The sequence below is a fragment of the Streptosporangium sp. NPDC000239 genome, from assembly GCF_040300765.1.
Taxonomy (GTDB): Bacteria; Actinomycetota; Actinomycetes; order Streptosporangiales; family Streptosporangiaceae; genus Streptosporangium.
Map to the genome: position 1 here is coordinate 29,805 of NZ_JBEPEI010000003.1, position 24,528 is coordinate 54,332.

The 24,528-nt window shown below is 70.5% G+C and carries 21 protein-coding genes; 16 read left to right on the forward strand and 5 right to left on the reverse strand.

The features are described 5' to 3' along the window. Positions 1 to 54: 54 nt before the first annotated feature. On the forward strand, positions 55 to 819 hold the full coding sequence (locus tag ABT340_RS09275; RefSeq protein WP_352010204.1) for a WXG100 family type VII secretion target: 765 nt from the start codon (positions 55 to 57) through the stop codon (positions 817 to 819). Positions 820 to 823: 4 nt separating this feature from the next. On the opposite strand, the gene eccB is transcribed toward ABT340_RS09275, so the two are convergent. Then, positions 824 to 2,275, reverse strand: coding sequence for a type VII secretion protein EccB (gene eccB, locus ABT340_RS09280; protein ID WP_352010205.1), 1,452 nt, complete (start codon positions 2,273 to 2,275; stop codon positions 824 to 826). Between the two features lie 204 nt (positions 2,276 to 2,479). Here eccB and ABT340_RS09285 point away from each other — a divergent pair, with 204 nt between their 5' ends. Genes ABT340_RS09285 through ABT340_RS09295 form a run of 3 tightly spaced genes read left to right on the forward strand, consistent with a single transcriptional unit; the run spans position 2,480 to position 4,007 of the window. After that, positions 2,480 to 2,785 carry a hypothetical protein gene (locus tag ABT340_RS09285; protein WP_352010206.1) on the forward strand — a complete coding sequence of 102 codons (306 nt, stop codon included), beginning with the start codon at positions 2,480 to 2,482 and terminating at the stop codon, positions 2,783 to 2,785. Then, positions 2,782 to 3,582 (forward strand): hypothetical protein, encoded by an 801-nt coding sequence (locus tag ABT340_RS09290; protein ID WP_352010207.1) that lies wholly within the window; start codon positions 2,782 to 2,784, stop codon positions 3,580 to 3,582. Before ABT340_RS09285 ends, ABT340_RS09290 begins: the two co-directional genes overlap by 4 nt. Beyond that, on the forward strand, positions 3,579 to 4,007 hold the full coding sequence (locus tag ABT340_RS09295; protein ID WP_352010208.1) for a YbaB/EbfC family nucleoid-associated protein: 429 nt from the start codon (positions 3,579 to 3,581) through the stop codon (positions 4,005 to 4,007). The genes ABT340_RS09290 and ABT340_RS09295 overlap by 4 nt, the downstream gene beginning before the upstream one ends. Before the next feature lie 7 nt (positions 4,008 to 4,014). On the opposite strand, the gene ABT340_RS09300 is transcribed toward ABT340_RS09295, so the two are convergent. Both ABT340_RS09300 and ABT340_RS09305 read right to left on the reverse strand, forming a co-directional pair. Further along, positions 4,015 to 4,815: a hypothetical protein gene (locus ABT340_RS09300; RefSeq protein WP_352010209.1), complete on the reverse strand. Its 801-nt coding sequence runs from the start codon at positions 4,813 to 4,815 to the stop codon at positions 4,015 to 4,017. Positions 4,816 to 4,915: 100 nt separating this feature from the next. Continuing rightward, a complete protein-coding gene (locus ABT340_RS09305) occupies positions 4,916 to 5,215 on the reverse strand; it encodes a hypothetical protein (RefSeq protein ID WP_352010210.1) in 300 nt (99 codons plus the stop codon). Positions 5,216 to 5,370: 155 nt separating this feature from the next. On the opposite strand from ABT340_RS09305, the gene ABT340_RS09310 reads away from it, so the two are divergent. Next, entirely contained in the window at positions 5,371 to 5,787 is a 417-nt protein-coding gene (locus ABT340_RS09310; protein WP_352010211.1) for a YbaB/EbfC family nucleoid-associated protein, read from the forward strand. Positions 5,788 to 5,868: 81 nt separating this feature from the next. Here ABT340_RS09310 and ABT340_RS09315 read toward each other — a convergent pair whose 3' ends face one another. Beyond that, entirely contained in the window at positions 5,869 to 8,142 is a 2,274-nt protein-coding gene (locus tag ABT340_RS09315) for a serine/threonine protein kinase (RefSeq protein ID WP_352010212.1), read from the reverse strand. Positions 8,143 to 8,262: 120 nt separating this feature from the next. Beyond that, positions 8,263 to 9,420 carry a type VII secretion-associated serine protease mycosin gene (mycP, locus tag ABT340_RS09320; protein ID WP_352010213.1) on the reverse strand — a complete coding sequence of 386 codons (1,158 nt, stop codon included), beginning with the start codon at positions 9,418 to 9,420 and terminating at the stop codon, positions 8,263 to 8,265. A 148-nt stretch (positions 9,421 to 9,568) separates the two neighbouring features. Between mycP and ABT340_RS09325 the strand changes: the two genes are divergently transcribed. From ABT340_RS09325 to ABT340_RS09375, 11 genes are all read left to right on the forward strand, one after another. Further along, positions 9,569 to 10,597, forward strand: a complete 1,029-nt coding sequence (locus ABT340_RS09325; protein ID WP_352010214.1) for a methionine synthase — start codon at positions 9,569 to 9,571, stop codon at positions 10,595 to 10,597. Between the two features lie 149 nt (positions 10,598 to 10,746). Further along, entirely contained in the window at positions 10,747 to 12,927 is a 2,181-nt protein-coding gene (ligA, locus tag ABT340_RS09330) for an NAD-dependent DNA ligase LigA (RefSeq protein ID WP_352010215.1), read from the forward strand. Between the two features lie 158 nt (positions 12,928 to 13,085). Further along, positions 13,086 to 15,167 (forward strand): putative bifunctional diguanylate cyclase/phosphodiesterase, encoded by a 2,082-nt coding sequence (locus ABT340_RS09335; RefSeq protein WP_352010216.1) that lies wholly within the window; start codon positions 13,086 to 13,088, stop codon positions 15,165 to 15,167. A 177-nt stretch (positions 15,168 to 15,344) separates the two neighbouring features. Next, complete coding sequence (gatC, locus tag ABT340_RS09340) at positions 15,345 to 15,644, forward strand: Asp-tRNA(Asn)/Glu-tRNA(Gln) amidotransferase subunit GatC (RefSeq protein WP_352010217.1); 300 nt, start codon at positions 15,345 to 15,347, stop codon at positions 15,642 to 15,644. After that, positions 15,641 to 17,131: an Asp-tRNA(Asn)/Glu-tRNA(Gln) amidotransferase subunit GatA gene (gene gatA, locus ABT340_RS09345; RefSeq protein WP_352010218.1), complete on the forward strand. Its 1,491-nt coding sequence runs from the start codon at positions 15,641 to 15,643 to the stop codon at positions 17,129 to 17,131. Before gatC ends, gatA begins: the two co-directional genes overlap by 4 nt. 42 nt (positions 17,132 to 17,173) lie before the next feature. Then, on the forward strand, positions 17,174 to 18,262 hold the full coding sequence (locus tag ABT340_RS09350) for an AAA family ATPase (protein WP_352010219.1): 1,089 nt from the start codon (positions 17,174 to 17,176) through the stop codon (positions 18,260 to 18,262). Beyond that, positions 18,259 to 18,825: a hypothetical protein gene (locus ABT340_RS09355; protein WP_352010220.1), complete on the forward strand. Its 567-nt coding sequence runs from the start codon at positions 18,259 to 18,261 to the stop codon at positions 18,823 to 18,825. Before ABT340_RS09350 ends, ABT340_RS09355 begins: the two co-directional genes overlap by 4 nt. A gap of 171 nt (positions 18,826 to 18,996) precedes the next feature. Then, entirely contained in the window at positions 18,997 to 20,502 is a 1,506-nt protein-coding gene (gene gatB, locus ABT340_RS09360) for an Asp-tRNA(Asn)/Glu-tRNA(Gln) amidotransferase subunit GatB (protein ID WP_352010221.1), read from the forward strand. A 198-nt stretch (positions 20,503 to 20,700) separates the two neighbouring features. Then, the gene (locus ABT340_RS09365) at positions 20,701 to 21,069 is read left to right on the forward strand and encodes an SH3 domain-containing protein (RefSeq protein WP_352010222.1); all 369 of its coding nucleotides are present in this window, start codon (positions 20,701 to 20,703) and stop codon (positions 21,067 to 21,069) included. Between the two features lie 241 nt (positions 21,070 to 21,310). Next, positions 21,311 to 23,416, forward strand: a complete 2,106-nt coding sequence (locus tag ABT340_RS09370) for a VanW family protein (RefSeq protein WP_352010223.1) — start codon at positions 21,311 to 21,313, stop codon at positions 23,414 to 23,416. A 50-nt stretch (positions 23,417 to 23,466) separates the two neighbouring features. Next, entirely contained in the window at positions 23,467 to 24,375 is a 909-nt protein-coding gene (locus tag ABT340_RS09375; protein ID WP_352010224.1) for a 2-hydroxyacid dehydrogenase, read from the forward strand. Positions 24,376 to 24,528: the final 153 nt, after the last annotated feature.

The following is a 24,528-nucleotide window of genomic DNA, read 5'->3' on the forward strand; positions in this document are numbered from 1 at the left end:
ACGGAACGCTGAGGCGTATGAGCGGGAACCGGATGCCGGAGAAGGAGACGAGCCGTGGCCTACGAGAGTGATCGATGGGGATACATGTCGTTGATCCCGACGGGGCTCGCCGCCGCGGCCGTCCTCATGCATCCGGGGGCCTACCTCATCGTCGCGGCCATCGGGACGATGGTCTCCAACCCCGGCGACATGGCGAAGGCGGCCGGTGAGTGGCGTGACCCGAAGGGGGCGGGCGGGGTCGACATCGACACGCTCAAACAACAACTGATCGACCTGAAGGGGAGGGCCGAGAAGGAGGGCAAGTGGGAGGGGGACGCGCAGAAGCTCTTCGCCGCCACCATCGACGAATTCGTCACCCAGCTGGACGGCGTCAAGAGTTTCCGCGCGGGAACGGCCGACACCCTCGACCAGACCGCGTCCCTGTACCACAGGACCTTCCAGTTCGCCACGCTCGTGATCGGCGCCATGACCGTCGCGGCGGCCGCCTCCCTCGCCCTGTGGGCCTTCCCGCCGCTGCGGGCGGGTCTCATGCTGCAGATCAACACTTTTCTCAAGGGACTCGACGCCGTCGTCAGAGCCGTGCTCAAGAAGAAGCTGCTGGCGATCGGGGCGGTCTCGGTGATCCTGATGATCGTCAACGACATGGCGAAGGAGCACGGACGGCTGTTCTACGGCATGCAGTCGATGCCGGAGCTGGAGACGGACTTCACCCAGGTCAACCTGCAGTACGAGAAGAGCACCGGACTCACGGTGAAGCCGGACACCTCCGCGTTGAAGCCTCCCAAGCCGAAGGGCGGAATCATTCCCGGCGTCTTCTGACCGGTCACTGTCGCTGCTGCGGCCCGGTGGTCCGGGGCCGGTCGGCCTGCACCGGTTTCCTGGCCGCCGGGATGTCGAGCGCCGGTCCCTCGGGGATCAGGTGCACCAGGTGCGCGGGCAGCGGGGCGATGTCCTGCGTCGTGTAGCCGAGGGCGGTCAGCGCCTGCGGTGAGGTGACGGCGTGCCGCCGTCCCTGGTCGTCGACCAGGTAGAGCGACTGGATCGCGTCCAGCCTGCCGTCCCCGGGCAGCAGCCCGGCCAGGGCGCCTCCGCCGTACGGCAGGACCACCTGGTCGACCACGTCCTGGTTGAACCAGCCCTTCGGCGGCGTGGGGACCGCGACCGTGCTGCCGACCGTCAGCAGCGCCTTGGCCGAGCCGCGCTCGGTGTCGGCGTAGACGGCGCAGACCGGGCTGGTCGACGGCGGGGTGATGACCGCGGGCATGGTCCGCGGGAGGTCGCCGCCGCCCATCGAGGTCGCCGAACGCCTGGCGCCGGTCGCGGTCGCCGGGTCAAGCTCGATCGCCTTGACCGGGGCCCGGCCGTACGCCTTCTTGCTGCCGGGGTCCTGCAGCAGCAGGGCGGCCTGGGCCGGCGTGAGGGGCGCCAGGCCGTCGGCCAGCTGGACGTACCACTTGGCGCCTCCGCCGGCGACCGGCGCAACGGTGAACACCCTGCCGACGATCGACGCGCCGCCGTCGGGGCCACGCGTCTGGCGGCCGAGGCCGGGGACGGAGGGAGAGCGGAAGTCGGGCCCGGCGGGCAACGCGTTGAGCCAGGCCAGCGGGACCTGTCGGGGCCGCTCCTCGGTCAGCGCCCGTGCCCCCTCGGTGGAGACGCGCATCCGCTGGTTCGACCAGAGCAGCCAGGCCTGCCCGTCCTGTTCGACGAGCATGGCCTTGTCCTGCCCGATCGGTTCGCCGCCGACGGCGAACCCCCCGACCAGGGTGGTGTACGGCCTGCGCTCGCCGTTGGCGTCCGCCCCCTCGACCACGCAGGCCGACCAGGGGGAGCGGACCAGGCGGTCACGGGCGGGCAGCGACTCCGGGGCGCCGGGGATGCCGACCAGCGTGCCGCGGGGGTAGCCGGACAGCGAGGCGGAGCTGACCACACGCACCTTCACGTTCTCCTGGCCGACCAGCAGCCGCGCGGAGGCCATGTTGACGACCGGGATCATCGTGCCCTGGGGGGCGCTGTAGACGAACGTGGCGCCCGTCTCCTCCTCGACGATCACGGTTCCCGGGTCGGTGAGCGCGGTCGCGTTGCCCGGCCGCAGCAGGCCGATCACGCCGAAGACGGCCGCGACCAGCACGGCGACCAGTACGCCGCCGAACATCGCCACGTTGTGTCTGCGCATGGGCGACTCGGGCAGGTCTGGTTCGCCCTGGAGCAGGGCGGTGCCCAGGCGCTGCGTCATCAGCCTGTACGCCTGGTAGAGGTCACGCCGGGTCTGCATCCCAACCCCCGTATCGCTGGATGCGTTACCGCAAGCATAGAAGGACGATCTTGAAAATGGTCCTTTTTGTGGTGGATGTAAACGGTTGTCGTCCAGAGCGTTTCCGATCATCGAAAGCCCGCTGAACAAGGTCCGGGAAAGCCGGGACGGCGGGCCGGGCGGTGATAGGAGATACAGGAACGACCGTTGATCAAGGAGGGGCACATGGCGCTGGACATTCACGTCACGTCCGACGCGATTCGAGCACTCCACACCGAGGTGACGGACACCACCATCCCCAAGGTCAGGGAACTGCGGGACATGGTGGCGAGCACCCACGTGTCCTTTCCCGGCTGGGGGGCGGCCGGTGAGGTGGCGATCGGGATCAGGTACCGCCAGATCCAGCGCCAGATGGAGGAGAGGTTCACCGAGGCCCTCGACGTCCTGGCCTCCTGGCAGGAGGGGCTGCTGACGGCCGAGGGCAACTGGAGGACCGCGGAAGCGGCCAGCGGCGTCGTCGTCCGCCGATGACCGCCTCGAACAGGCCCCAGTGGAGGACCGCGACACGCAGCGCCAAGGGCGTCGTCGTCAACTCCTCGAAGATCATCAGCAGCCTGGAGAAGGGCGCGCGGCTCGCGCCGACCCTGTGGGCGGGCGTGGCGATCGCGGGGACGGCGGTCGCCAACGTGCCGGGGATGGCCGACGCCTACAACAACTGGGAGTCGATCCACTCGCGCCTGGACACCCTCAACAAGAGCTTCCTGGCCTCCCTGCGGGACAAGGAGAAGGACGGGTGGATCGCCAAGGACCGTGAGGCGTTCAACCACGCGGTCCAGCAGTACCAGGAGGCGGTGGAGAGCCTGCGCGCCTACGTCAAGGCCGTCGCGGGGATCGTGGACGAACTGGGCGACGCCTACCGCGCCTACTGGGCCGCGCTCGCCGCGCTGGCCGCCCGGCTGATCTCCCTGCTGCTGATCGCCGCGGCCATGCTGACGACACCGTTCGCCGGGTCGGCCATGCTCAACCTGAGAATGCTCGGCACCCTGGCCAGCAGCATCATCGGCGCCTCGACCGCCGCGCTGGTGAAGATCATCGCCGCGGGGGCGAGCAGTGTCTCGCTGTTCTTCTCGGGCAAGGCGTTCTGGCAGATGTTCAACCTCTCGCCGACCGGCGCCGCGAAGATCGACTTCACCCAGGCGATGATCGTGACGGGGAACCTGCCCTCCTTCCAGAAACCGCCCCCCTCGCAACCCGGGCAGCCGACCCGGCTCCCGCCCTCGGCGGGTTTCCAGTGGCTGGCCCCCAAGAGAGAGCTTCCGGCGCCATGACACAGATGAACCGCGACTTCGACGACCTGCGCCTGGACACCCCGGAAGGTCTCGACGAGTTCGTACGGCGCAGCGACGAGATGCTGAACAGGCTCGGCGGCGTCCAGTACGAGCTCGGCGCGATCACCGGAGAGGGCGAGGCGGCCGACGGCATGGCGCGGGCCGTGGTCGACTCGACGGGACGCCTGGAGCGCGTCACCCTCGACCCCAGGATCGCGCGCCTGGACACCGCCACGATCGCCGAGGCGGTCACCGAGGCGGTCCGCGCGGCGCAGGACGACGCGCGGCGCCGTAGCGAGGAACTGATCAGCGAGGCGACGGGCGGCGAGCCGATCACACTGGACATGGCCGCGGCCCGCCGCCAGCTTGAGGAGATCGGCGAGGACCTGGCCCGCACCCTGCGGGACCTGTCCTCGGGTTTCTGACCCGGCGCTATCTGCCGTTGATCTTGTCGAGTGTCGCGTCGACCTTGGGGTCGGGCTTGTTCGAGGCGGGCTCCCCCACCTCACGCTTGGGGGCGACCCAGGCCGAGGGCGGCTCCGTGGAGATGACGGCCTTCTTGAAGTCGATCTTCATGGCGCCGGTCGGCATGATGTTGTTCAGGTCGAGCATCCGCTGCGTGAGGGGAAGCAGGGTGGTGCCTATCAGGGCGAGGTAGCCGCCCAGAAGCGCGGTCATCTTGGCCGCGAGGCTGTTGACGATGGGGCCGATTCGCTGGAGCGCCACCTGCGCGGCGGCGGCCGTGGCCGGATTTCCCCTGCTCGCGAGCCGGATGGCCGTTATGTAGAGGGTCACCGCGGAGGAAAGGACGAGGATTCCCTTCCAGTAGTCGTAGTACGCCTGGTGGACCGCGTCCACCTTGCCCTCCAGGGTGTAGCAGACGCCGCTGAGCTTCTGCAGCTCGCCGCTGAACAGGGCGGTCGCGTTCAGGAACTCCTCGCGGTCGTCGGCCTGCCAGTCGGCACGGGACAGGAAGACCGCGTTGCCGATGAGAGAGGGGTAGGCGACCTCAAGGGCCTTGGCCAGGGCGTTCCAGTTGGCCTTGGCGTCGTTCATCCCCGGGGTGTTCGCCACGGCCGTGCTCACGATGGCCACCGCGGTGGCCAGGGCCGGAACCGGCCTGGCGTTCGCCCTGAGCGCCTTGAGGGCCTCGTCCGCGAAAGCCGTGAGCTCCCTGCGCGCCGCCGTCGCCGCCCGACCATGGTGGGTGAGGTCGACCTTCGGTCCCGTCACCTTCTCCGCCGCCTTTGCTGTCGCTGCCGTCGTTCTTCCCGGACTTCCCGGACTTCCCGGATTTCCCGGATGGAGGAGCCGGCGCCTTCCGGCGGAGCCGTCATGAGTAGGTGACCTTGCTCGCGTCCTCGGCGTCCCTCCAGTTCTGCTTGATGGTCTCCAGGGCACCGACCCAGGCGTTGATCGCGGCGGTGGCGTCCTCGACGGACTTCTTGACGTCGCGCTGCGTGCTCTCGTACGCGCCGCCGAAGGCGAGACCGAGCAGGCCGAACCCGGGGCTGTCGACGTTGGTCTCGTCGATCTTCGTCTTGAGGTCCTCGAACGCCGGTACCACCCGTTCGTTGAGGTTGCGCTGGATGTTCGCGATGCAGGTCGAGGTGACGTGAATGTTCTGACTCATCCGCCGACGTACCCCCGTGTAGTTCAGCTTTTGGACATCTGGTGGTTTCGCGTGTGAACAGCGGTGTTTAAGTGATCTTTACGGTACCGTGTGGCTTTTCTGGTGTCAGGAGTGATTTCGGTTATCTGTTGTCACTCATCGTCAGGAGGAGGCGCGTGGTGTTCGATCCCACCAACTTCGGGCTGGAAGACCTGGAACGCATCAGCAGAGACGCCGAACGTCAGACGGCGCGCCTGGCCGAGATCGAAGGCGAACTGGACGAGGTACGCGGCACGGGAACCGGGGCGGACGGGCTGATCGGCGTGACCGTCGACCCCTCGGGCAGGGTCGAGAGGATCGACCTCAACCCTCGCGTCATGCGCCTGGACAGCCACGTCCTGGCGGAGGAGCTCATGCGGGCGATCGGGGTCGCGCAGGACGACAGGGAGCGCAGGACGAAGGAGATCCTCGAAGACGCGGGGCTCCCGGCCACCCCCCTGGGCCTCGACGACGCGCGTGAGCGGATGGAGGCCGCCTACGAGTTCTTCGCCCACTCCGTCGGCGCCGAGGACGGGCGGTTCGAACGGCGCTGAGGAAGCCTGGAAGGCGTCGGCCCCCGCCGGGGCGAACCCGGCGGGGGCCGACGTCGTCGTTGCGAGGCACTCAGAGGCGCGTCATCCGCAGTTGGCCGGCGGGGCGCTGGCGCTGTCCGCCGAGTTGCCACCGCTGATGCTCACGCACTTGCCCTTCGCGGGCAGGATCACCGGGCCCGCGTAGTACTTGAACTCCCCGCGCTCGGTCTTGCTCCCGCCGTCCTTCACCTGAAGGGTGGCCCAGACGGAGGTCGCCTTCCCGATGTCGGTGGTCTTCATGGTGACCACGCAGTTCGAGCCGGTCGAGGAGTTGTAGAGCTGGTAGACGGCTCCGCCGGTGAAGGGCACGGACCGCTGCACGTAGTAGCCCGCCCCGCAGGCCTGCTGCGGCGTGTAGGGGTTGGTCTGCGGCCGGGACTCCTCGGCCGGGGGCTTGGCCGTCGAGGGCTCGGCGGTCGGCTGGAGCGGCGGCCTGACGTTGCCGGGCTCGATGGGCTTCTCCGAAGGACGCTCCGTCTCGGGCTTCGTCTCGGGCTTCGCGGTCCTGGTCGGAGTCGACCGTACGGTCTTGGTCTCCTCGGGGGTGCGTGCCGTCCGGGTCGGCGTCGGCGACGGCGTCGGCCTCGCGGCGTGGGTCGGCTGTGCGCTCGCGCTCGCCGCGGGCGTCGGGGCGGCCGTCGGAGCCGGTGAGGGGGAGGCCGTCTGGCTCGGCTCGGGGCTGCCGTTCGGCGACGGGGACGCCGTGGAGGTCCCGCTGGGAGAGGCCGTGGGAGATCCGCTGGGGGACGCGGTCGCGGGCCCGCTGGGCGGGACGGTGGGAGTCACGGTCACGGTGACGGTCGGCGTCGGCGTGTGGGCCTGCGTCGGCTCGGCCGTCTGGCTCGGCTTGCCCGTCGGCTTCCCGGTCGGCTTCGCCGAGGTTTCCGCGGTCGGCGCCGTGCTCGGGGGCGCGGGGACGTTGGTCGGCGGAATCGGGGGCGTGGTCGGTACGGCGGGCGGCGGGGTGGTGAACGAGGTCAGCGTCGGCACCGGGGGCTCACCCGTCGGCTCCTCCGTGGTCAGCTGGAGCGGGGCGACGTCCGGGACGTTCGGGTCGGGCGTCGTGCCCCACGGCACGGTCACCCGGTCCGAGGGGTCGTCGGTGCCCTGCTGTCCCTGACCCCCCGTGCCGTTCGTCGGGTACGGCTGCCGCCCCTTGCCCTGGTCGACCAGTTCGAGGGGGTTCGCGACCTTCCCGTCGGCGGAGGCGCGCTCGACGTTGTTGAGCGAGGTGTAGTTCCCCGCGGCCCAGATGCCCGCTCCGGCCAGCACGGCGACCGTGCCGACGCAGGCGGCCAGCAGAAGCCCGCCGGGCTTCTTGCTCCCCGTGGTCGTGGCCGCGACCTGCAGCACGATGGGCGGCTGCGTCGAGGCCGAGGTGTCCTTGGGCAGCGGCGGCGCGCTCCATCCCGCGGACGCCGCAGGCTGCGAGGCGGCGGCGTCCTGCTGCTGGGGCACGGCCGGTGCGACGGCGTCCCCGGTGACTGCGCTCCCCGTGACGGCGCCTCCGGTGACGGCGCCCCCCGTGACGGCCGTGCCGGTGAGGGCGGGCCGGTCGCCGAGCAGTTGCAGCATGGCGGCCTTGGTGTCGGGACGCTGCTGCGGCTGCTTGTCGAGGCAGGAGATCAGGAGGGCGGTCAGCGCGGGCGCGAGCCCGGTGAGGTCGGGGGAGCCGTTGAGCACGGCCTGCGGGTCCCCGCCGAAGGGGGCGCGGCCGGTCGCGGCGTAGGCGATGGTCGCGGCCCAGGCGAACAGGTCCGCGGGCCTGCCGGGCGCCGGTGCCGGACCGCCGGTGAGGTTGGCGTGGACCAGCTCGGGGGCGTGGTAGTCGGGCTCGGGCCCGGTGACGCCGAGGGCGGTGTCGCGCACCCGCGGACCCTCCGCGCTCAGCACCACGGTGTCGGGGTTCAGCCCGCCGTGGGCGAGGCCCGCCAGGTGGATGGCGGTCAGGGCGGCGAGGGTGCCGGAGGCCAGCCGCTCCAGGGCGTCGGGGTCGAGCGGTCCGTCCGCGGTGACCGTCTCGCGCAGGGAGCGGCCCTCGACGTGCTCGTGGACGACGTAGGGGGAGTCGTCGAACCAGCCGACCTCGACAAGCTTGGCGGTGTGCGCGCCGGAGATCCGCTTGGCGGCGTGCAGCCGGTTGGTGATCCGCTCCCGCGTCTGGGGGTCGGCACCGGGAAGCGCGGGCAGCAGGCGGATGACCCGGGTGGTCTCCTGATCGGGAAGACGCCCCAGGTAGACGGTCTGACCGGAGGCGTCGCCGAGACGTCCGGTGAGGAGGTAGACACCAATCCGTTCCGGATCTTCAGGTGTCAATGGGTTGAAATCCCCCATCGGCCATCCTTCCAACTCAACTATCGATAAAGACTGCTATAGGTATATCTAGGGCTATCAAAGCAAATCTGATCAGTGAAGTTCACATGTTTCACAGCTCTTTCATGTCTGTTCTCCCGGATGCCCTGGCCGCCATCCCCGGCGCCGGCCTCGCGGCACGGCGAACCTGAACACCACGGCCAGCAGGACTCCGGCGAGACAGAGCAGGGCGACCCACAGCGTGATCGAGACGCTCAGGGCGTCCTCGGGAGGCGTGCGCCGGATCGCGTCGGCGGGCAGCGGGGCGGGCTCCTGCGGCGCCAGGGCCACCTCGTCCGAGGCCATGATCGTCGAGACGGCCAGCAGCGGGTTGACCATCCCGGCGCCGCTGCCCGTCCCCGAGGCGCCGTCGGCGGTCCGCGCGATGCGCCAGCGCACCTGGTCCTTGTTCAGCTCCGGGTAGCGGGAGCGCACCAGAGCCGCGACGCCCGACACGTAGGCCGCCGCGAAACTGGTGCCGTTCTCCTTCTCGACGTAGGAGCGCCCCGGCCAGGTGCTGGTGATGTCACTGCCGGGGGCCAGCACGGTGACGGGGGTCATGGAGTTCGAGTAGTCGGCGACGCTCCCGTCGGAGTTGGCCGCGCCGACCGAGATGACCCCGGGATAGGCGGCCGGATAGGCGGGGGCCGGAGTGCCGTCCTCCTTGTTCACGTTGCCCGCCGCGGCGACCACGACCGCGTCCTTGGCCAGCGCGTACGCGACCGCGTTGCGCAGGTCGGGCTGGTCGCTCGCCTGGATGGAGACGTTGATCACGTCGGCGCCGAGCTGGGCCGCCTTGACGATGCCCAGGGCCAGCCTGCCCAGGTCGCCCTCGTCGCCCAGGGGCTGCTTGATGGAGATCAGCCTGGCCTCGGGCGCGACCCCCGCGAAGGGCACCCCCTTGAGCCTGGCCCCGCCGATGATGCCCGCGACCGCGGTGCCGTGACCGACGCAGTCGGCCTTGCCGGTTTCTGTGAGGTCGAACGCGGTCACCCGGGTCAGCTGGGGATGCGTGACGTCCACGCCGCTGTCGACGATCGCCACGGTCACCTTGGCGCCCCTGGACAGCCGCCACGCCTGCGGCAGGTTGAGCCGCCGCTGCCCCCACGGCTCCGCGATGCTCGTCGTGCCGCGCTTCGGCGCGCACCTGGTGGGCGCGGCCACGGCGGGAGCGGCGGTTACGGCCCCCGCGGTCACGATCGCGATGGCCGCGGCCGTCAGCCTTCGCGTGAATCCGTTCACCTTCTGTCCCCCAAGACCGGTGATACCGGGCAGAACCCTACTGAACCCGATCAAGCGCCGTCACGGTGTCCGGCGGTCCTAAGCTGACTGCCGTGACCGGGCGAGGCGGGCGGGTGCCCGGGGTTCGGTGAGAGGGCGGGGAGCGGACATGGGAGAACACACGGCCGGGACCGCGGCCGGATACGCGTGGGGCGAGGCGACGGCGACGGGCGTCGGGTCGCACCCGGGGCAGGACCACGAGGAGGCGATCAGGGTCGTCTTCGGGGAGCTTTCCGCTCTGCCGTACCTCCCCGAGCTGCCCGGACGAGGCGTCGGCGCCGACATGATCGGGCGGTCCGCCTCGCTGCTGGTCGAGCTGGCCGTCGAGGTCCAGCCCTCGGGATGGCGCTTCGCCGACCGGCCGGGACGCGACGCCAGGCGGGCCCGTGACCACCTGCTGCGCGACCTCGACGCCCTTGAGGAGGCGGCCCAGGGGTACCGGGGGCCGTTCAAGATCCAGGTGGCCGGGCCGTGGACGCTGGCGGCGACCGTCGAGCTGCGCCACGGCGACAGGACGCTCGCCGACCCGGGGGCGGTGCGCGACCTGGCCGCCTCCTTCGCCGAGGGGCTCGCCGCGCACGTCGCCGACGTGCGCAAGAGGGTGCCGGGCGCCACGGAGATCGTGCTGCAGCTCGACGAGCCCGGCCTGCCGGGAGTGCTGGCGGGTACGGTCCCGACCGCGTCCGGCTTCGGGCGGCTGCCCGCCGTCGAGGCCCACGACGCCACCGAGCTGCTCGGCTCCGTGCTGCCCGGGGGAGTCTTCCCGATCGCCCACTGCTGCGCGCCCAGGGTGCCCTTCGGCGTCCTGCGTGAGGCGGGCCTTCGCGGTCTCTCGCTGGACGCCTCCCTGCTCAGGCGACGCGACGAGGACGCGATCGGCGAGACGATCGAGGCGGGGATCGCGCTCTTCCTCGGCGTCGTGCCCGGCACGGACGCGCCGCTGCCCGACATCGGGGTGATCGCCAGGCCCGCCGCGGAGCTGTGGAGCAGGCTCGGCTTCCCCGCCTCGACGCTGGCCTCGCAGGTCGTGCTCACCCCCGCGTGCGGGCTGGCCGGGGCCTCACCCGCCTACGCCAGGACCGCCCTGGCCACCTGCGCGCGGGCGGCCCGCGTGCTGCGGGAGGACCCGGGCGAGTGACCTCCCCGGCCGCGGGGCCGTACGGCGGTCGCGTGACCAGGGCGGGCTCGTCCGCGGAGCTTGTCCATGGGCGGGTAACGGCGCCGCGCACTGTCGGTGGTCGGCGATAGCGTTCTCCTCGTTTCCGGTTGACGAGGGGAGAGCCTGCGATGGGCGCTGAGGTCGAGGGTGTGCCGGTTGCGGCGCTTGAACGGCACGCGGAGCTGGCCGAGCTGGCCGACGAGGCCAACTGGCGTTACTACGTGCTCGACTCACCGACCGCGAGCGACGCCCAGTACGACGCGTGGATGCGCGAGCTGCGCGCCCTTGAGGAGGAGCATCCGGCCCTGCGCACGCCGGACTCCCCGACGCAGAAGGTCGGCGCGCCGATCTCCAGCGACTTCACGGCGGTCGCCCACCTGCAGCGGATGGAGAGCCTGGACAACGCCTTCAACGCCGACGACCTGCTCTCCTGGCAGGTCAGGGCGGAACGGCTCGCCGAGCGCGAGACCGCGCCCTACCTGTGCGAGCTGAAGATCGACGGCCTGGCCATCGCGCTGGTCTACGAGAAGGGCCGCCTGGTGCGGGCCGCGACCAGGGGCGACGGCCGCGTCGGCGACGACGTCACGGCGAACGTGCGCACGATCGCCGACGTCCCCCAGCGGCTCACCGGCCCGGACGTGCCCGACCTCGTCGAGGTCAGGGGCGAGGTCTACATGCCCGTCGAGGGCTTCAGGAAGCTCAACGAGCAGTTGGTCGAGGCGGGCAAGCCCCCCTTCGCCAACCCCCGCAACTCCGCGGCGGGCTCGCTGCGGCAGAAGGACCCCAGGATCACCGCGCAGCGACCACTGCACATGATCGTCCACGGTGTCGGCAAATGGGAGGGCGAGCCCCTGCCTCCGACCCAGTCGGCGGTCTACGAGCGGCTCAGGGCGCTGGGCCTGCCGGTCAGCGACCTCTACAAGGTCGTGGACGACCTCGACGGCATCAACGCCTTCATCGAGTTCTACCGCGAGCACCGCCACGACCCGGTCTACGAGATCGACGGCGTCGTGGTGAAGATCGACCGCATCGAGATCCAGCGCAACCTGGGCTCGACCAGCAGGGCGCCCCGCTGGGCCATCGCCTACAAATACCCCCCGGAGGAGGTCAACACCAAGCTCCTGGACATCCAGGTCGGGGTCGGCCGCACGGGCCGGGTCACGCCGTACGGCGTCATGGAGCCGATCGTGGTCGCGGGCTCGACGGTCGAGCGGGCGACCCTGCACAACGGCTCCGAGGTCGCGCGCAAGGGCGTGCGCGTCGGCGACACCGTGGTGCTGCGCAAGGCGGGCGACGTCATCCCGGAGATCGTCGGCCCCGTCGCCGACCTGCGCGACGGCACCGAACGCGAGTTCACGATGCCGACGCACTGCCCGGAGTGCGGCACGGAGCTGGCCTACGAGAAGGAGGGCGACGCCGACCTGCGCTGCCCCAACACCAGGGCGTGCCCGGCCCAGCTGCGTGAGCGCATCTTCTTCGCCGCCGGGCGCAGGGCCTTCGACATCGAGGGGCTCGGCTACGTCGCGGCGACCGCGCTGACCCAGCCGCTGCCGCCCCAGGAGCCGCCGGTGCGCACCGAGGCCGACCTGTTCGACCTGACCGTCGAGCGGCTGCTGCCGATCAGGTCCGTCGTCCGCGATCCCGACACCGGCCTTCCCAAGACCGACCCGGAGACCGGTGAGCCCAGGGTCGTCACCTTCTTCGCCAACCAGAGCGGCGAGCCGAGCAAGAACGCCGAGAAGATGCTGGAGGAGCTGGAGCGGGCGAAGGACCAGCCCGTCTGGCGGGTGCTGGTCGCGCTCTCGATCCGGCACGTCGGCCCGCCCACCGCGCAGGCCGTCGCCGCCGAGTTCCGTTCGATCGACGCGATCGAGCGGGCGACCGAGGAGGAGCTGGCCGCCGTCGAGGGGGTCGGCCCCCGGGTGGCGGCGGCGATCCACGACTGGTTCCAGGTCGACTGGCACAAGGAGATCGTGACCCGCTGGAGGCAGGCCGGGGTCCGCATGGAGGACGAGCCTCCCGCCGACCTGCTTCCGCGGACGCTCGAAGGCCTGACGTTCGTGGTGACCGGGACGCTGGCGACCTTCACCCGTGACGAGGCGGGCGCGGCCCTTTCAGCCAGGGGCGGAAAGGTGTCCGGTTCGGTGTCTAAAAAGACCTCTTTCGTGGTCGTTGGGGAGAACGCAGGCTCCAAATATGACAAGGCCGTCAAGCTCAAAGTGCCGATTCTCGACGAGGATGGCTTGCGGGTCCTGCTGGAGGAGGGGCCGGAGGCGGCTGCCGCGGTGGCGGTGACGCCGGAGGAGTGACCACGGGGGCGAGAGGCCGACCAGGGGAAACGACGAGCGGGGGGCCGTTCCGTGACAGGTGCTTCGAATGGCCGGTGACGGAACGTGCGCAATTGGTTCCGCGAAGTGGCCCAGAGGCCGTACTCTCCCATAGTGAACTAATGGGGGTTTTGTTACTCATGGCCGACCCAAATGACACACGCGACACAGGTCCGCGTGCGGGCTCACCGCTGTGGGCCTATCTCACCACCGTCATCACGCTCGGGTTCACGGCTCTCCTGCTGGCCCAGTGGCTGACCGGCCCCGCGCAACTGGCGGGGCTCGCGCGCAGCCCGATGTTCTGGATGCTGGCCGTCCTGGTCGTCCTGGGCGAGCTGCGGCCGGTGATGCTGTCGTCGTCGATGACGGTCGGGGGCACCTACCCGTCGACGATGTTCACCTTCGCGGCCCTGCTCCACTACGGGCTGCCGGTGGCGGTGCTGACGCAGGCGGTCGCCATCGTCGTCAACAGCGCCGTCACCCGTAAGGCGTGGCACCGGGTCATGTTCAACATCGCCCAGACGACACTGGCCCTCACGGCCGCGGGGGCCGTGCTCGCCGTGCTCTGCCGCCACTCGGCCCCGGCGATCTCCTGGGTGCCCGACGGGCGTGACCTGCTCGCGATCGCCCTGGCCGGGCTCGCCTACTTCTCGGTCAGGGCGCTGTTGGTCTCCGGCGCGGTCGCGCTGCACGAACGGCGCTCCCTGCACCGGGTGATCAAGACAACGATCGGCCACCAGAGCCTGGTCTACGCGGGCCTGCTCGGCCTGTCCCCGCTGGTCGTGGTCGTGATGAACGACTCCCCGGCGCTGGTGCCGCTCTTCCTCGCGCCGATGGCCGCCGTCTACTTCACCGCGACCCTTTCCGTACGGCGCGACCACCAGGCCACCCACGACGGGCTGACCGGCCTGCCCAACCGCAAGATGCTCGTCGGCCGCAGCGAGGAGGCCATCGCCGAGGCGAGGGCCGGGGAGAAGGTCGGGCTCTTCCTGCTGGACCTCGACCGGTTCAAGGAGGTCAACGACACCCTCGGCCACCCCGTCGGCGACCGGCTGCTGCAGATCGTGGCGCACCGGCTCACCCACAGCGTACGGCCGGGCGACGTGGTGACCAGGCTCGGCGGCGACGAGTTCGCGGTGCTGCTGCCCTCGATCAGGGACGCGGCGGCGGCCAGGGAGGTGGCCGCGCGGCTGCGGGTCGCCCTCACCGAACCGGTCAGGCTGGAGGGCATGACCTTCGACCTGGACGCCTCGGTCGGCATCGCCCTCTACCCCGACCACGCCCCCGACTTCGAGATGCTGATGCAGCGTTCCGACGTGGCGATGTACCTCGCGAAGGAGGCGCGCACCGGCGTCGAGGTCTACGTCGCGGAGAAGGACCGCAACAGCCCCGAGCGGCTCAACCTCATGGGCGACCTGCGCAGGGCCATCGACCGCCGTGAGCTGCGTCTTCACTACCAGCCCAAGCTGGAGCTGGCCAGCGGCCAGGTGCGCGGGGTCGAGGCGCTGCTGCGGTGGCGCCACCCCGAGCGCGGGATGATCTCGCCGGGGGAGTTCGTGCCGATGGCGGAGCAGTCCTACCTCATCCGGCACCTCACCCAGTACGTCATCGACGAGGCGCTCGAACAGGCCGCGCACTGGTGGCGGATCGGGCTCAACGAGCAGATCTCCGTCAACGTCTCCGCCCGTGACCTGCTCGACTCGACCCTTCCCGACCTGCTGGGGGCCGGGCTCGCGCAGTACCACCTGCCGCCGGAGGCGATCCAGCTGGAGGTGACCGAGCGCGTCCTGATGACCGACCAGGCCTACACCGCCGACGCCGTCCGCGCCCTGAACGCGCTCGGGGTGCAGCTCGCGCTGGACGACTTCGGCACCGGCTACTCCTCACTGGTGCGCCTGCAGCGCCTGCCGGTCTCCGAGGTCAAGATCGACGCCTCGTTCGTCAGGAGGCTCGGCGAGTCCGTGGACGACGAGCGGATCGTCCGCTCCATCATCGACCTGGTCCGCTCGCTGGGGCTGCGCTCGGTCGCCGAGGGCGTCGAGTCGGACGAGGTGGCCGCCCGCCTGGCCGAAATGGGCTGCGAACTGGCCCAGGGACGGCTCTTCACCGAGCCCATGTCCGCCGCCGACGCGACCGTCTGGCTGAGCGAGCACCGGGACAGGGCCGTGCCCGACCTCGGATTCCTGCGCGGAAGCGAGGTTCTCGACCCCCAGACGGCCTGATCCCCGGCGAAGGCCGGCACGCGCGCTCCCGGGCGGTTCGGTGACGGCCGCCCGGTGACGCGGGGGCCCGTGAAGACGCCGGAAGGGAGGGCGCGGGTTATTGGGTCAGGTACGTCAGGTCACGAGCCCTAGGATGACAGTGTCCAATTGCCATTCACGAAACGGGTTCAACGACTCATGTCCGCCATAACCCGCGACGAGGTCGCTCACCTCGCCAGGCTGTCCCGGCTGGCGCTGGCCGACGAGGAACTCGACCACTTCGCCGCGCAGCTCGATGTGATCATCGGTGCGGTCGCCCGCGTCGCCGAGGTGGCGGCCGACGACATCCCGCCGTCCTCGCACGCGCTTCCGCTCACCAACGTCTACCGCCCAGACGAGGTACGGCCCGGCCTGACGCCGCAGGAGGCGCTGGCCGCCGCCCCGGCCGTCGAGGACGACCGCTTCCGTGTTCCGCGCATCCTCGGGGAGGAAGCATGAGCCTCGTCCACACCTCAGCCGCCGAACTCGGCGCGCTGGTCGCCGGCGGCGAGGTCTCGGCCGTCGAGGTCGCCCAGGCCCACCTCGACCGGATCGCCGAGGTGGAGCCGAAGGTCAACGCCTTCCTGCACGTCGACGCGGAGACGACGCTCGCGCAGGCCCGCGCCGTCGACGCCCGCCGGGCCGCCGGGGAGCGGCTCGGCCCGCTCGCGGGTGTGCCGATCGCGCACAAGGACGTCTTCACGACCACGGACATGCCGACCACGGCCGGTTCCAAGATCCTTGAGGGGTACCGCCCGCCGTACGACGCGACCGTGACCAGGCGGCTGCGTGAGGCGGGCCTGGTGATCCTCGGCAAGACCAACCTCGACGAGTTCGCGATGGGCTCCTCCACGGAGAACTCGGCCTACGGGCCGACCCGTAACCCGTGGGACCTGTCGCGCATCCCGGGTGGTTCCTCGGGTGGTTCCTCGGCCGCGGTCGCCGCCTACGAGGCCCCGCTGTCCACCGGCACCGACACCGGTGGCTCGATCCGCCAGCCCGCGGCCGTCACCGGCATCGTCGGCATGAAGCCGACCTACGGTGGCTCGTCCCGTTACGGGCTGATCGCCTTCGCCAGCTCCCTGGACACTCCCGGCCCCTTCGCCCGTAACGTGCTGGACGCCGCGCTGCTGCACGAGGCCTTCTCCGGGCACGACCCGATGGACTCCACCTCCGTGGACGCTCCGGTGCCCTCCGTCGTCGAGGCGGCGCGCAACGGCGACGTCGCGGGGCTGCGCATCGGCGTGGTCAGGGAGTTCGGCGGCGACGGCTACCAGCCCGGGGTGCTCGCCCGCTTCCACGAGAGCGTCGAGCTGCTCGAATCACTCGGCGCCAAGGTCGTCGAGGTCTCCTGCCCGTCGTTCACCACGGCGCTGCCGGCCTACTACCTGATCGCGCCGTCCGAGGCCTCCTCCAACCTGGCCCGCTTCGACGCCATGCGGTACGGCCTGCGCGTCGGTGACGACGGCACGCGCAGCGCCGAGGAGGTCATGGCGCTGACCAGGGCCGCCGGGTTCGGTCCCGAGGTCAAGCGGCGCATCATCCTGGGCACCTACGCCCTGTCCAGCGGCTACTACGACGCCTACTACGGCCAGGCGCAGAAGGTCCGCACGCTGATCGCCCGCGACTTCGAGGCGGCCTTCAACCAGGTGGACGTGCTGGTCTCGCCGACCACGCCGACCACGGCGTTCCCGATCGGCGAGCGCGCGGACGACCCCATGGCGATGTACCTCGCCGACCTGTGCACCATCCCGACCAACCTGGCGGGCAACGCGGCCATCTCGGTGCCGTGCGGCCTGGCGGACGAGGACGGGCTGCCCGTCGGCCTGCAGATCATGGCCCCGGTGCTCGGCGACGACCGCTGCTACCGGGTCGGCGCCGCGGTGGAGAGGGCGCTGGAGGGCCGTTGGGGCGGCAGCCTGCTGTCCAAGGCCCCGGTGCTCTAGGGCACGGGTAAGGCGAGAAAGGAAAACAGGGGGAAAGGCGGCATGATCACTCGGATCGAGATAGACGGGTTCAAGTCATTCTTGAACTTCGTCCTCGACGTGCCGCCCTTCCTGGTGCTGGTCGGCCCGAACTCCAGTGGCAAGTCGAACCTGTTCGACGCCCTGGACTTCGTGGCCGCCGAGGTCACCGGCCAGGGCGGTCTGCTGGGCGCCTCCAGGGGCCTGCCCGCCGAGCAGTTCCACCGGGTCGCGCGGGGGACGCCCGTGCCGGGGTTCGTCGTCTCCGTCGAGACCCTGGTCACCCCCGAGCCAGGAGCCCTGCTGCCGGTCAGGTTCGACGCGGGCGCGGAGATGGTCCTGAAGATCCCGAGGTCGAGCGGGGTCGTCGTCAGCCACGTGGCCAGCGACCTGCCGGAGGAACTCCTGGAGCTCATGGTCGAGGACCCCGAGCCCGAGGAGACGCCCCGCCGTACGGTCACCGCATGGCGGCGTTACGTGCCGGAACCGCGGGTCATGCGCGGGCGCTGGTCCGCCGAGGACCGCGGGCCGCTGGCCGCGGACGGCCGCAACCTCGCGGCGGTGCTCGGGCGGATGGCCGGTACGGCGGCGCTCGCCGACCTGACGGCCGACCTCGCGGGAATCGTGCCCGACGTGGTCGCGCTGGTGCCCAGGACCGAGCGGGAGGAGTGCTCCTTCGAACTGGTCGTCGACGGCCAGGGAAGCGTCCCGACGCCCCTGCTGTCCGACGGGACCCTGCGCGTCCTGGGCCTGCTGGCCGCCCTGCACGACCCCGACCACCCGGGCACCCTGCTGGTCGAGGAGATCGAGAACGGCGTGCACCCGACGCGGCTCGGCGAGCTGCTGCGGCGGGTCAGGCAGCGGATCACCCGGCCGGGGGGCGTGGAGCCGCACCGGCAGGTGATCCTCACCACCCAATCGCCGGTGGTGGTCGCCGAGACCTACCGGGCCGACTCGGACGCGCTGACCTTCCTGGACACCGCGGTCCGCGTCGATCCCGACAGGGACCGGGTCTCCCGGGTGACCGTGGCCAAGTCCGTCCAGCCGGACGGCGAGCCGGGCACGTTCGTCTCGCCACGGCAGGTCGGCAAATACCTCGGGACGGCGGCATGAGCCGTCCGCTGGTACCCGGCCTGATCGCCAGGGGAGAGGTCGAGGAGGGCTTCCTCGGCATCGTGATCTCCCGCCAGCTGCGCGAGCTGACCTGGATGTCCCCGCACACGGTGGACGTCGGGGCCACGGAGGTCGTCTCCTCCGGCAGGGAGGGCGTGGTCACGGCGCTTGAGGAGCTCGCCGCCGACTGCCACCTGCTGTTCACCCACGAGAGTGAGCGTGAGCGCGGCAAGGGCGACGGCGTCCGCTACCACTCGCACTACCTGGTGCCCGTCATCGGCCTGGGGGAGACGGAGCGGTGGCTGCTGGCCGACCGGGCGATGTGGGCCCGGCTTGAGGGCAGCGACCTCGGCCTGCTCCCCGCCCGTCCCCGTGACGCGGACAGGATCACCGACCCGGAGGCCGTGCTGGCCGCGACCGTTCCTCAGCGGGGCAAGCCGATCGGCGACTACCTCCAGTACGCGGGGCGCAACATGGACCTCGCCGTGCTGGCCCAGGTCCCCGGATACGCCGACTGGGTCGCCGAGACGAGGAACGCACTGAAAGGACTTGGTTACCTGTGAGCGGGAGGAGTCCCGGCACAGCGGGCGGAGCGGCGCGCAGGACGCGGGCGCTCCGCGGAGTGAACGAGGAGGGTGATCGACCGATGAGCGCGCGAGAGCCCGACGCAGCGGGCGGAGCGGCGCGCGAGGTGCGAGTCTCCCGCCCAGTCAACGAGGATTGGTGAACAACCGATGAGCACGGAAACGCTGATGCCGTACGACGAGGCGCTTGAGCGCTTCGAACCGGTGCTGGGCCTGGAGACGCACGTCGAGCTGGGCACGGCCTCGAAGATGTTCTGCGGTTGCCCGACCACGTTCGGCGCCCCGCCCAACACCCAGGTGTGCCCGGTCTGCCTGGCGCTGCCCGGGGCGCTGCCGACGGCCAACGCCGCCGCGATCGAGTCGACGATCCGCATCGGCCTTGCGCTCAACTGCTCCATCGCCGAGTGGTGCCGCTTCGCCCGGAAGAACTACTTCTATCCGGACATGCCGAAGAACTACCAGATCAGCCAGTACGACGAGCCGCTCTGCTTCGACGGCTACCTCGACGTCGAGGTGGACGGCAAGACCGTGCGGATCGAGATCGAGCGGGTCCACCTGGAGGAGGACACCGGCAAGTCCACCCACGTGGGCGGCGCCACCGGGCGCATCCACGGCGCCGACTACTCGATCGTCGACTACAACCGCGCGGGCATCCCGCTGGTCGAGATCGTCACCAAGCCGATCCCGGGCACCGACCGGCTCGCCCCCGAGGTCGCCCGCGCCTACGCCACCGAACTGCGCGAGGTCATGCGCGCGCTCGGCGTCTCCGACGTGCGCATGGAGGAGGGCTCCATGCGGTGCGACGTGAACGTCTCCCTCATGCCGCGTGGCGCGACCGAGTGGGGCACCCGTACCGAGACCAAGAACGTCAACTCGCTGCGCAGCGTCGAGCGTTCGGTCCGCGGTGAGATCTCCCGTCAGGCCGCGATCCTGGCCGACGGCGGCGTGATCATCCAGGAGACCCGGCACTTCCACGAGGACACCGGCACCACCACCTCGGGGCGTTCGAAGGAGGAGGCGCAGGACTACCGCTACTTCCCCGAGCCCGACCTGGTGCCGATCGCGCCGAACCCCGCGTGGGTCGCCGAGCTGAAGGCCGCGCTGCCCGAGCTGCCGCGCGTACGGCGCCTGCGGCTCCAGCGGGAGTGGGGCGTGTCCGACCTGGACATGGAGTCCATGCACAACATCGACGCCATCGACCTGGTCGAGGCGACCGTCGCCGCCGGGGCCCCGCCCGCCGACGCCCGCAAGTGGTGGATGGGCGAGCTGGCCCGCAGGGCCAACGAGGCGGGAGTCCCGCTCGGTGAGCTGGCGATCACCCCCGACCAGATCGCCAGGGTGTGCGCGATGGTCGCCGGGGGAGCGCTGAACGACAAGCTGGCCCGCCAGGTGCTCGAAGGCGTGCTGAACGGCGAGGGTTCCCCCGACGAGGTGGTCGCCGCGCGCGGCCTGCAGATCGTCAACGACGAGGGTGAGCTTTCGGCGATCATCGACCAGGTGCTGGCGGACAACGCCGCCGCCGCGGAGAAGGTCCGCTCCGGCAAGATCGCCGCGGTCGGCGCCCTGGTCGGCGGCGTCATGAAGGCCAGCAGGGGCAAGGCGGACGCGGCCCGCGCCCGTGAACTCCTGCTGGAGAAGCTCGGCGTCTCCGAGTAGTCCCTGCCGGAGGCAGTCAGGTTTCGGCCGGCTTCGGCCGACGAAAGGCCCCACCGATTTGGTGGGGCCTTTTTGTTATCTGGAAATCACTTTCTCCCACTAAATGTGCATTGACTGGGGTTGTTAACTTCTTGCACAGTAATCACATTAATCTCCCCCTTCTCTCTGGTGCCGCACAGCCCGAGATCGGAGAATTCCATGAAGAGACAACTGGCGCTCCTCGCCGTGCTCTCGGCCGCTGTCTGCGGGACGTCGGCCGTCGTCACCCCGGCGCAGGCCGCCGTTTCCGCCGTTACGAGCGCCCGGGCGATCGACGCCATGGTGATCGCCAACGGCGTCCGGCTGAGATCGACCCCCGGCGGAAGCTGGGTGGTCGGCTACCTCTACTACGGGGATTACGGACAGATCCTCAGCGTCAGTTCGGGCACCTGGTGCCAGTTCAGACTCGGCGGAAGGTCGGCCTCGGGACTACCCGCGGGAACCGTCGGATGGGCCTCCTGCTCATACTTCGCCACCGAGGACGGAGTGCGTTTCTCGCAGACGGCCGTCGACGCGCTCGGCGCCTGACAGGGGCCGGGCCCGCCGTACGGACTCATCTCCAGGCCCCGTACGGCGGGCGCGGCTCGGGGTGCGGAAAACCACTCCGACGGTGCCGGAAAAGGCGGGAAAGGGCCCTTGCGAAGCACGAACCATGCCGCAAACCCGCCATGCCGAGGTGATTTGTTACCGCTCACCAAGGGTGCCCGCGGACGGTTGTGGTTTAGGGTTGCCGGAAGCAGAGGTCACGAAGCAGGAGGAGCCTGAGGAAGTGCGGAACGGAGCGTCGACAGATCCGCCGACCGACCCGTTCGCGGCGGTGCCCCTGCCCTCGCATCCCGTTCCCCCGGGCGCCCGTGACCCCGCCCAGCCGCCGGGAAACAGGCCCAAGGGGCGTTCGAAGCTGCCCCCCGGCGTCTCCCCCGACATCTTCGGCCCCACCGGTTCGCCCGGTCTGCTCGGTCCTACCGGTTCTCCCGGCCCGCGCGGCGCCGGCGGACAGCAGGGCCCCATGAACCCCGGCGCACCGGGATCCCCCGGTTCGCCCGGCCTGCCACCGCCCGCCCCCAAACCGGAGCCCTGGCGGATGGCGACCCCCCAGGACAAGGCCGCCCCGTCGCGTCAGGAGTCCGCACCCGGTGACGCGGGACCTCCCCGGGGAGGGTCACCCCGCACCGAGGGGACACCCGCACGCCGTGGCGGACGCGGGCTGCTGCTGACCCTGCTGCTCCTGCTGGTGCTCGGCTGCCTCGCCTACGGCATCCCCGCGATCGTCATGGCGGGCAAGATGCTGCCCGGCACCAACGTCAGGGGCGTCGACATCGGCGGGCTGACCGCCACCGAGGCCGCCGAACGGCTCAGGGACAAACTCGCCGCCCCCGCCACCAGCGCGATGACCCTGCGGGCCGCGGGCAAGGAGTACACCCTCGACCCCGAGGAGGCCGGGCTGGAGTTCGACGTCGTCGCGACGATCGACCAGGCGCCGAGCGACTTCCCCTCGCCGGGAGAGGTCTGGCGGGCCCTCACCGGGACCAACGACCTGAACCCCAAGATCTCCGTCGACCCCGAACTCATGAAGAACGCCGTCAAGGGACTGGCGAGAAGGATCGACCTCAAGGTCAGGGACGGCGAGGTCACCTTCAAGGGCACCCGGCCCGTGGCCGTGGCCCCCAGGGACGGCCGCAAGCTGGAACAGGAGGCGGCGGCGGACGTCATCGCCAAGGCCTTCCTCGGCTCGCCCGGAGCCGTCGACCTGCCCGTCTCGGTGATCAAGCCGAAGGCCACCCCCGAGGCGGTCGAACAGGCCAAGACCGCGGCGACCAAGGCGCTCTCCGGCCCGGTGGCCCTGGTCCGCGGGGACAAACAGGTGCGAATGACGGTCGAGACCCTCGCCGCCCACCTGTCCTACGAGCCTGGGCCGGAAGGTGAGATGCGTCCCGTCTTCGACGCCAAGGGCGCCGTCGCCGACCTGGAGAACGGTCTCGTCGACCCCGGACTGGCCCCCAGGGAGCCCACCTTCGAGATCGTCGGCGACAAGCCGAAGCTGGTCCCCGGGCACAAGGGGCAGGGTGTCGACACCGGAAAGCTCGCCGACGACATGGCCGCCATGCTCGCCAAGGGCGGCGAACGGAGCGTCCAGGTCACGCTCACGACCGTCGAACCGAGACTCTCCGAGGCTCAGGCGCGTGCCCTCGGCATCAAGGAGAAGATCAGCGAGTTCACCACCCCGTACGTCTGCTGTCCGCCCAGGGTGACCAACATCAGGACCCTGGCCAAGATCATGGACGGCTACATCGTCAAACCCGGCGAGACCTTCTCCCTCAACGGCGTCATCGGCGAACGCGACACGGCCCGGGGGTTCGTCCCGGCGCCGATGATCCAGGGGGGCAGGCTGATCGACTCGGTCGGCGGGGGCATCTCCCAGTTCGTCACGACCATGTACAACGCGGTGTTCTTCGGCGGCCTCGAAGACGTCCAGCACGTGCCACACGAGTTCTACATCTCGCGCTACCCGGCGGGCCGTGAGTCCACGGTCTCCTGGCCGGAGCCCGACTTCCGCTGGCGGAACGACTCCAAGTACGGCGTGCTGGTGAAGACCTCCTACACCGCGAGCGGCGTCACGGTCGCCTTCTGGAGCACCAAGCGCTACGACATCGAGTCGATCTCCTCGGAACGTTACAATCTCACGCCGTTCAAGAGCGTGACCGAGAGCGGCCCGGGCTGCATCCCCATGGAAGGCCAGCAGGGCTTCACGATCGACGTCTGGCGGATCTTCAAACAAGACGGCGAAGAGATCAAACGCGTCAAGCAGACCACCGTCTACCGCCCCGAACTAAACCTGAAGTGCGTGGCGGGCGGAACACCCCAGACGGAGTGATTTGCGGCGCCGAAGGCGCCGCAAAGAGGCACAGCGCAATAATCGGGGCCATGAGAATCTGGGTCCCCTCGCAGGCCGCGGCTGATGTTCTTCGTGATCTCCCCGATGTGGAGTGCGTCGTCTACGACGGGACCGGGCCGACGCCCGAGGGGATCGGGGAGGTGGAGGTCTGGGTTCCGCCGTTGATCCCGCCCTCGCTGGTTCCCGAACTGCTCGGTCGGATGCACGGGCTGCGGTTGCTGCAGACGGTCACCGCCGGGGTCGACGCCTACCGGCCCCACCTGCCCGAGGGCGTGGTGCTGTGCAACGCGCGGGGGGTGCACGACGCGGGTACCGCGGAGTGGGTGGTCGGGGCCATGATCGCGGTGCTGCGGGAGTTCCCGGGGTTCGCCGCGGCCCAGGGGCGGGGGGAGTGGACCTACCACCACACCGGGGTGCTGGCCGACTCGACCGTGCTGGTCGTCGGGTACGGCTCGATCGGCCAGGCGCTCGAACGGCGGCTCGAAGGCTTCGAGGTGGACGTCGTGCGGGTCGCGCGGACGGCGCGGGAGGGCGTTCACGGGCAGGACGAGCTGCCCGAGCTGCTGCCGAAGGCGGATGTGGTCGTGCTGCTGGTACCCGCGACCCCCGCGACCACGGGGCTGGTCGACGCGGCCTTCCTGGCGTCGATGCGGGACGGCGCCCTGCTGGTGAACGCGGCCAGGGGCGGGGTCGTCGACACCGACGCGCTCGTGGCCGAGCTCGAACGGGGCAGGCTGGTCGCCGCACTCGACGTGACCGACCCGGAGCCGCTTCCCGCCGGTCACCCGCTGTGGTCGGCACCCGGGGTCTTCATCACCCCGCACGTCGCGGGAAGCACCCCCGCCTCGGGGCGGCGTCTGCTGAGGTTGCTGCGCTCGCAGCTGCTGAGACACCTCGCCGGAGAGCAGCTTAAAAACGTGATCACCGGTTCGTACTGACCGGGAAAGGATTCCCGACCGTGGCTGCCTCGTGACCTGGGGTGCGTACGGTGAATTACTGCGAGTCCGATCGCTCGCGCGGTTATCGGATCGGTGACGACTCCGGCGTTGTCACCATCCGCGTCAGCCGGAGAGCACACACTGATCGTGTGC

Excerpts from the sequence above, each read along its gene's own strand:
- eccB (WP_352010205.1), bottom strand. The coding sequence starts at position 2,275 with ATGCAGACCCGGCGTGACCTCTACCAGGCGTACAGGCTGATGACGCAG.
- ABT340_RS09285 (WP_352010206.1), top strand. The coding sequence starts at position 2,480 with ATGGCGCTGGACATTCACGTCACGTCCGACGCGATTCGAGCACTCCAC.
- ABT340_RS09290 (WP_352010207.1), top strand. The coding sequence starts at position 2,782 with ATGACCGCCTCGAACAGGCCCCAGTGGAGGACCGCGACACGCAGCGCC.
- ABT340_RS09295 (WP_352010208.1), top strand. The coding sequence starts at position 3,579 with ATGACACAGATGAACCGCGACTTCGACGACCTGCGCCTGGACACCCCG.
- ABT340_RS09305 (WP_352010210.1), bottom strand. The coding sequence starts at position 5,215 with ATGAGTCAGAACATTCACGTCACCTCGACCTGCATCGCGAACATCCAG.
- ABT340_RS09325 (WP_352010214.1), top strand. The coding sequence starts at position 9,569 with ATGGGAGAACACACGGCCGGGACCGCGGCCGGATACGCGTGGGGCGAG.
- ligA (WP_352010215.1), top strand. The coding sequence starts at position 10,747 with ATGGGCGCTGAGGTCGAGGGTGTGCCGGTTGCGGCGCTTGAACGGCAC.
- ABT340_RS09335 (WP_352010216.1), top strand. The coding sequence starts at position 13,086 with ATGGCCGACCCAAATGACACACGCGACACAGGTCCGCGTGCGGGCTCA.
- gatC (WP_352010217.1), top strand. The coding sequence starts at position 15,345 with ATGTCCGCCATAACCCGCGACGAGGTCGCTCACCTCGCCAGGCTGTCC.
- gatA (WP_352010218.1), top strand. The coding sequence starts at position 15,641 with ATGAGCCTCGTCCACACCTCAGCCGCCGAACTCGGCGCGCTGGTCGCC.
- ABT340_RS09350 (WP_352010219.1), top strand. The coding sequence starts at position 17,174 with ATGATCACTCGGATCGAGATAGACGGGTTCAAGTCATTCTTGAACTTC.
- ABT340_RS09355 (WP_352010220.1), top strand. The coding sequence starts at position 18,259 with ATGAGCCGTCCGCTGGTACCCGGCCTGATCGCCAGGGGAGAGGTCGAG.
- gatB (WP_352010221.1), top strand. The coding sequence starts at position 18,997 with ATGAGCACGGAAACGCTGATGCCGTACGACGAGGCGCTTGAGCGCTTC.
- ABT340_RS09365 (WP_352010222.1), top strand. The coding sequence starts at position 20,701 with ATGAAGAGACAACTGGCGCTCCTCGCCGTGCTCTCGGCCGCTGTCTGC.
- ABT340_RS09375 (WP_352010224.1), top strand. The coding sequence starts at position 23,467 with ATGAGAATCTGGGTCCCCTCGCAGGCCGCGGCTGATGTTCTTCGTGAT.